The organism is Spirillospora sp. NPDC049652 (genome assembly GCF_040675125.1).
Taxonomy (GTDB): domain Bacteria; phylum Actinomycetota; class Actinomycetes; order Streptosporangiales; family Streptosporangiaceae; genus Spirillospora.
Genome location: NZ_JBFAOF010000354.1, coordinates 1 through 6,865 on the forward strand (window position 1 = coordinate 1; position 6,865 = coordinate 6,865).

Here is a 6,865-nt window from a genome sequence, read left to right on the forward strand (position 1 = left end):
GCTCGCCGAGATCGCCCGCGGCGACGCCTCGGCGGCCTGGATCGCCGGGGTCAACGCCATCACGACCTGGATGACCGGGCTGCTGCCCGACGCCGTCCAGGACGAGGTGTTCGCCGAGCCCGGCACGCGCGTCTGCGGGACGCTCAGCCCGACCGGCATGTGCGTGCCCGCCGAGGGCGGCCTGGTGCTGAACGGCAAGTGGACGTTCATCAGCGGCGCGCACCACGCCCAGTGGCAGGTCGTCGTCGCGATGGCGCCCGCGCCGGACGGCTCGTTCTGGCCGATCATGACCGTCGTGCCGATGGCCGAGCTGACCGTCGTGGACGACTGGGACACCTCGGGGCTGCGCGGCACCGGCAGCGTCAGCACGGTCGCCGAGAACGTGTTCGTGCCGGAGCGGCGCGTCCTGCCGCTGCCGCTGGTGCTCGCCGAGCAGTACGCCTCGGAGGCCAACGCGGCGTCCCCGGTGTGGCGCGCGCCGCTGCTGCCGACCGCGTCGGCGCTCTCGGTCGGCACCGCCGTCGGGCTCGCCCTGGCCGCCCGGGACCGGTTCCTGGACCGGCTGCCCACCCGCAAGATCACCTACACGGCCTACGAGCAGCAGGCCGAGGCCCCGGTGACGCACCTGCGCCTCGCCGAGGCCGACATGAAGATCGACGAGGCGTTCTTCCACGCCCGCCGGCTCGCCGACACCCTGGACGCCAAGAGCGCGGCGGGCGAGCCGTGGACCCCGGTCGAGCGGGCCCGTGCCCGCGCCGACATGGGCCGCGCCGTCCGGCTCGCGCGCGAGGCCGGGGACCTGCTCAACGACGCGAGCGGCGGGTCGTCCATCTACTCCGGTGAGCCCATCCAGCGCATCGCCCGCGACCTGCACGCGATCACGATGCACGCCCTGATGAACCCCGACACCAACGACGAGCTGTACGGCCGCGTGCTGTGCGGGCTGGAGCCGAACACGCTCTACTTCTGATCCCGTCCCCTTCGCGGGACCGCCGCCCGCGCGGCATGGCGCGGACGGCGGTCCTCACAGGGCGGGACTCGGAAAAGGGGCGGAGAGAGCAGGGAAGGCGGGGGTCAGGGGGCGCAGGACGCGAGGTCGCCGGTCGGCGGCGTCGACGGCGGCGGACCGAAGAACAGGTTCGCGCACTGCTGCAGGTACGTCGGGTTCTCCTCCGGGATCCAGTGGCCGGTGTCGGGCGCGATCGCCGTGCGGACGTCGGTCGCGACCGCCTGGAACGACTGCGCCACGCCCGCGCCGAACACGTACTGCGAGCCCATCGCGAGGACGGGGATCGTCAGCTTGGTCGCCGACGCGGCCTTGTTGTACTCGGCGTCCGCCGGGAACGCGCGGTAGTACTCGAAGCCCGCGCTGCGGCGGTACGGGTCGGAGTAGGCGCGGACGGCGCCGTCCTGGTCGATCCGGTCGGGGTGCCGCGCCGAGCTGAACAGCCAGGTCAGGTACGTCCGGGTGTGGGCGGCGTCGTTGATGAGGTTCTCCGGGACGGGCTTGGCGGTCTGGTTGAACAGCAGGTGCCAGCTCACGCCGTAGGCGTTCTCCAGGCCGAACCCGTTGAGCGGCGACTCCAGGACGGCCATCCGGGAGACGTCGCCCGCGAAGTCGTGCGCGTAGGCGTAGGCCACGGACACGCCGAGGTCGTGCGCGAGGATCGAGACCTTGCCGAGCCCGAGCGCCTCGGCGCCCTGGTGGATGCGCGCGGCGGTGTGCGCGGTGTCGAAGCCGCCGGACGGCACGCTCGACGCGCCGAGGCCCGGCAGGTCGAACGCGACGACCGTGTGGGTCTTCGCGAGCTCCGGCATGACCTTGCGCCACTCGCGCCAGGTCTCCGGCCACCCGTGCAGCAGCACCAGGACCGGGCCGGAGCCGCCCTTGACGTAGTGCAGGGTGCCGCCCTCCACGGGGACGACGCCGTCCTGGAACCCGGACAGGGCGTCGGTTCCCGCGGTGAGGCGGCCGCCCGCCTGCGCGCCGGAGGTGGAGGCGAACAGCACGGCCGCCGCGGTCGCCGCGGCGGCCAGCCCGCCGCGCCATCTCCTGGCGCGGCGCGGACGGCGGGTGGGGACGTTCTCCTGCTGCATCGTGCTTTCCCTTCGTCGGGACCGGCAATTCGCCGATCATGAAGACCGGCCGGCGACGCGGTATTCATCGGTCGCCGGCCGGTCGGTGGGGACGGGTTCGGAACGTGCTGGTCAGAAGCGGGTCAGAGGCGTCCGCTGCTGGTTCGGAGCGTTCGGGGCCGGTTCAGGACGCCGGGGTGAGCCGCACCGGGAGCGTGCGGTGGCCGTTCATGATGAAGGTCGGCAGCGGCAGCAGCTCCTCCCGCGGCACCGCGAGCGCGAGGTCCGGGAACCGCTCGAACAGGCTGGACAGGCCGACCGTGGCGACCATCCGGGCGATGCCCGCGCCGAGGCAGTAGTGCGGGCCGTGCCCGAACGACAGGTGCTCCTTGTTGTCGCGGGTGATGTCGAACCGGCCGGCGTCGGCGCCGTGCAGCGCCGGGTCGCGGCCGATCGCGCTGTAGTTGACCAGGATCGGGTCGCCCTTGGGGATGGTGACGCCGTCCAGCTCGACGTCCTCCACCGCGTACCGCAGCGGCAGGTGCGCGAGCGGCGACTCGACCCGCAGGGTCTCGTCGATGACGTCGTCCCAGCCGGCCTCGCCGGTGGTCACGAGGGCGCGCTGGTCGGGATGGGTGAGCAGCGCGGTGATCGCGTTGTCGAAGAAGTTGATCGTGGTCTCCGACCCGGCCCCGAGGATCGCGAAGATGGTGTCGGCGAGCTCCTGCTCGCTGAGCCGGGTGCCGTCCTCGTCGCGGGCCGCGATCAGGTCGCTGGTGATGTCCTCGCCCGGGCGCCGCCGCTTCTCCTCGATCAGGTCGGCCATCGCGCCCCGCCAGCCGGCGAGGACGGCCTGCGCCTGCTCGGGCGTCACGGTCGTGTCCACCATCATGTCGATGACCTTGGCGGTCTGCGCCCGCGCGTCCTCGGACATGCCGATGAGGTCGGCGACGAGGCGCGCGGGCAGCGGGTAGGCGAACCGCTCGCGCAGGTCCACCACGTCCCCGGGCGGGGTCTTGGCGAGGTCGTCCAGGAGCTGGGTGGTCAGCTCCACCACGCGCGGCCGGATCGCCTCGGTGCGGCGCGGCGTGAACGCCTTGCCGACGAGGCGGCGCAGCCGGACGTGGTCCTTGCCGTACGCGGTGACCATGTTGTCCATCGCGATCCAGCTGATCATCTCCCAGTCGGGCGGGATCTCGCCGTTGATGAACGCGGGCCAGTGGTTGCGCGCGCTCTTGGTGACCCGGGGGTCGGTGAGCACGCTGCGGACGGCGTCGTGCCGGTTGACCGACCAGGCGCACACCCCACCGGGCAGTCCCACCAGGACGGCGGGGCCCTGCTCGCGCAGGGCCGCCGCCTCGCCGTGCAGGTCGCGGCCGGAGGTGTCGAGGTTCACCGGGCAGCGTCGATCCATCGGAGTGGTCTCCTCATCCATGGGTCCGCGCGGGTCAGCGGACGGTGCGGAAGAACGTGCGGACGTCGTCGACGAGCGCCTCCGGGCGCTCCAGGGCGGCGAAGTGGCCGCCGGAGTCGAACTCGGTCCAGTGCGTGAGGGACGGCAGGTCCCGGTCGGCGAAGGGGCGGATCGGCAGGAAGATGTCGTGCGGGAAGACCGCGACGCCGACCGGCGCCGGGACCGGCGGCGGGACGACCCCGGAGGCCGCCTGCGCGACGGCCGCCGCGCCCTCGTAGTAGAAGTGCGCGGACGAGCCGATGGTGCCGGTGAACCAGTAGAGCGACGCCTGGGTGAGCAGCTCGTCGCGGTCCACGGCGGGCTCGGGCGCGCCGCCGTTGTCGGTCCACTCGGCGTACTTCTCGGCGATCCAGGCGAGCTGCCCGACGGGCGAGTCGTGCAGCGCGTAGGCGAGCGTCTGCGGCCGGGTCGCCATGACCTTCATGTAGGCGGACCGCTCGGCGTCGAACCGGGCCAGCGCGCCGAGCCGCGCCTGGTCGGCCTCGCTGAGCGCGGCCATCTCGGCCGGGTCCCCGGACGGGAAGGTCATCAGCATGTTGACGTGCACGCCGACGACGTGGTCGGGGTCGTGCCGGCCGAGCTGCAGCGAGATCGGCGAGCCGGCGTCGCCGCCCTGCGCGCCGTAGGCGTCGTAGCCGAGGCGGTCCATCAGCTCGGCCCAGGCGGCCGCGATGCGCGGCACGTCCCAGCCGGTCTCGCCCAGCGGGCTGGAGAACCCGTAGCCCGGCAGCGACGGGATGACCAGGTGGAACGCGTCGGCGGGGTCGCCGCCGTGCGCGCGCGGGTCGGTGAGCGGGCCGGCGACCCGCGCGAACTCGGCGAACGACCCGGGCCAGCCGTGCGTCAGGACGAGCGGCAGCGCGTCCCGCTCGGGCGACCGGACGTGCGCGAAGTGCACGGTCTGGCCGTCGATCTCGGTCGTGAACTGCGGGATCTCGTTCAGCCGCGACTCGGCGGCGCGCCAGTCGTAGCCGTCCCGCCAGTACTCGGCCAGGTCCTTCAGCCAGCCGAGCGGGACGCCGCGCCGCCACCCGACGCCGGGCAGTTCGCCCGTCCACCGGGTCGCGCCGACGCGGCGCTTCAGATCGTCGATGTCGGCCTGCGGGATCTCGATTTTGAACGGGCGCATGGCCCACCCCATTCCGGTCGCGGGAGGAGGTCGGACGGCTGCCCGCCGAAGCCGCGCGCGCACCGGCGGAACCACGACCGACGGTCGCACCGCCGCTCCGGCCGCCGCATCTTCCGCCTTGCGCACCCCCTCCACCGCGCCGGGCACGGCGGCCGGCGCGCGTGCAGGATCAGCGGCCGGGAAGCGGCCGGGCCGGTGTTTTTCCCGGCCTTCTCCGACGGGTTTTCGGAAATTGCGGGAAACCCGGCCGGCGCGGCTTCGGGAAAGGACCGCGCGGGCGCGGGAAAGCACGTTCGCGTAGCGCTTTCCGGCGTTCGCCGGGACATGCTCGGAGGCACGATCCCCCCGAGGAGAGGACCCGGCCCGTGACGGACCTGAAGACTGTCATCGCCGACCTGACCGCCGAGAGCGAGCAGATCGACCACATGGTCGAGGGCCTGCCCGCCGACCGCTGGGCGGCCCCGACGCCCGCCCCCGGCTGGACCGTCGCCGACCAGGTGGCGCACCTGGCGTTCATCTACCGGCTCGCCGGGACCGCCGCGTCCGACGCCGCCGCGTTCCAGGCGCTCACCGAGCGCGCGAAGGGCGACTTCGACGGCGCGGTGAACGCCGCGCTCGGCGACTACCCGCGCGCCGACCCGGACCGCCTGCTGGCCCGCTGGCGCGCCGAGCGGGACGCCGGGATCGCCGCGCTCGCCGCCTTCCCCGAGGACGGCGCGGTGCCCTGGCTGGTCAACCCGCTGCCGCCGGCGATCCTCGCGTGCGCCGGGATCATGGAGACGTTCGCGCACGGCCAGGACGTCGCGGACGCCCTCGGGCTGCGGCCGGACCGCACCGACCGGATCGAGCACCTGGTCGGCTTCGCCGTGCTGACCCGCGACTTCGGCTACGAGTCGCACGGGCTGACCCCGCCCGACTTCACCTTCCGCTACGAGCTCACGCTGCCGTCCGGCCGGGCCTGGGAGTTCGGACCCGAGGACGCCGCCGACCGGGTCTCCGGACCGGCCGAGGACTTCTGCCTGCTCGTCACCCGCCGCCGCAACCGCGCCGACCTGCGGGTGAAGGCCGAGGGCGCGGAGGCCGACCGCTGGCTCGACATCGCCCAGGCGTACCGGGGCCCGGCCGGCGCGGGCCGCGAGCCCGGCCAGTTCGGCTGACCGCCATGACCGGGATGCTGGTCACCGGCGGGGCCGGGTTCATCGGCGCGAACTTCGTCCACCACACCCTCCGGCACCACCCCCGGTACCGGATCCGGGTGCTGGACGCGCTGACCTACGCGGGCGACGAGCGGGCGCTCGACCCGGTCGCGGACCGGATCGAGTTCGTCCGCGGCGACGTCTGCGACGCCCGCCTCGTGGACGAGCTGGTCGCCGCCAGCGACGTCGTGGTGCACTTCGCCGCCGAGTCGCACGTGGACAACTCCCTGGACGACCCGTCCCCGTTCGTCCGGACGAACGTGCAGGGCACCTTCACCCTGCTGGAGGCCGTCCGGCGGCACGGGCGCAGGCTGCACCACGTCTCCACCGACGAGGTGTTCGGCGACCTCGGCGCCGGCGGCGACGGGCGGTTCACCGAGACCAGCCGGTACGACCCGTCCAGCCCGTACTCGGCGACCAAGGCGGCGTCCGACCTGCTGGTGCGCGCCTGGGTGCGGTCCTACGGCGTGCGCGCCACGGTGTCGAACTGCGCCAACAACTACGGACCGTTCCAGCACGTCGAGAAGTTCGTCCCGAGGCAGGTGACCAACCTGTTGCTGGGCCGTCCGGCCAAGCTGTTCGGCACCGGTGAGAACGTCCGGGAGTGGACGCACGTGGACGACCACAACGCCGCCGTCCACCTCATCCTCGACCGCGGCCGGATCGGGGAGTCCTACCTGATCGGCTCGGGCGGCGAGCGGAGCAACCGCGAGGTGCTCGACCTGCTGCTGGAGCTGATGGACCGGCCGCCCGGCTCATACGAGCACGTCCCGGACCGTCCCGGCCACGACCTGCGCTACGCCGCCGACTGCGCCAAGCTGCGCACCGAGCTCGGCTGGCGGCCCCGCTTCCCCGACCTGCGCGCGGGTCTGGCGGAGACCGTCGCCTGGTACCGCGACAACGAGTGGTGGTGGAAGCCCGCCAAGGAGCGGACCGAGGAGCGCTACCGCAGACTCGGCCGCTGACCGCACCCGAACGACCGGCCGCACC

Annotated in this window: 6 protein-coding genes; 3 read left to right on the forward strand and 3 right to left on the reverse strand. The window is 73.5% G+C overall.

Going from position 1 to position 6,865, the window contains the following annotated elements:
* Positions 1–970, forward strand: a 970-nt coding sequence (locus tag AB0J52_RS21825; RefSeq protein WP_500183619.1) for an acyl-CoA dehydrogenase family protein, incomplete at its 5' end; no start/stop codon positions are given.
* A 104-nt stretch (positions 971–1,074) separates the two neighbouring features.
* Here the strand turns inward: AB0J52_RS21825 and AB0J52_RS21830 are convergent.
* From AB0J52_RS21830 to AB0J52_RS21840, 3 genes are all read right to left on the reverse strand, one after another.
* Complete coding sequence (locus AB0J52_RS21830) at positions 1,075–2,097, reverse strand: alpha/beta fold hydrolase (RefSeq protein WP_500183621.1); 1,023 nt, start codon at positions 2,095–2,097, stop codon at positions 1,075–1,077.
* 163 nt (positions 2,098–2,260) lie between these two features.
* Positions 2,261–3,490 (reverse strand): cytochrome P450 family protein, encoded by a 1,230-nt coding sequence (locus AB0J52_RS21835; protein ID WP_500183623.1) that lies wholly within the window; start codon positions 3,488–3,490, stop codon positions 2,261–2,263.
* A gap of 34 nt (positions 3,491–3,524) precedes the next feature.
* Positions 3,525–4,679 (reverse strand): epoxide hydrolase family protein, encoded by a 1,155-nt coding sequence (locus AB0J52_RS21840; protein ID WP_500183625.1) that lies wholly within the window; start codon positions 4,677–4,679, stop codon positions 3,525–3,527.
* 365 nt (positions 4,680–5,044) lie between these two features.
* On the opposite strand from AB0J52_RS21840, the gene AB0J52_RS21845 reads away from it, so the two are divergent.
* Positions 5,045–5,836: a TIGR03084 family metal-binding protein gene (locus AB0J52_RS21845; protein ID WP_500183627.1), complete on the forward strand. Its 792-nt coding sequence runs from the start codon at positions 5,045–5,047 to the stop codon at positions 5,834–5,836.
* A 5-nt stretch (positions 5,837–5,841) separates the two neighbouring features.
* The gene (rfbB, locus tag AB0J52_RS21850) at positions 5,842–6,840 is read left to right on the forward strand and encodes a dTDP-glucose 4,6-dehydratase (protein WP_500183629.1); all 999 of its coding nucleotides are present in this window, start codon (positions 5,842–5,844) and stop codon (positions 6,838–6,840) included.
* Positions 6,841–6,865: the final 25 nt, after the last annotated feature.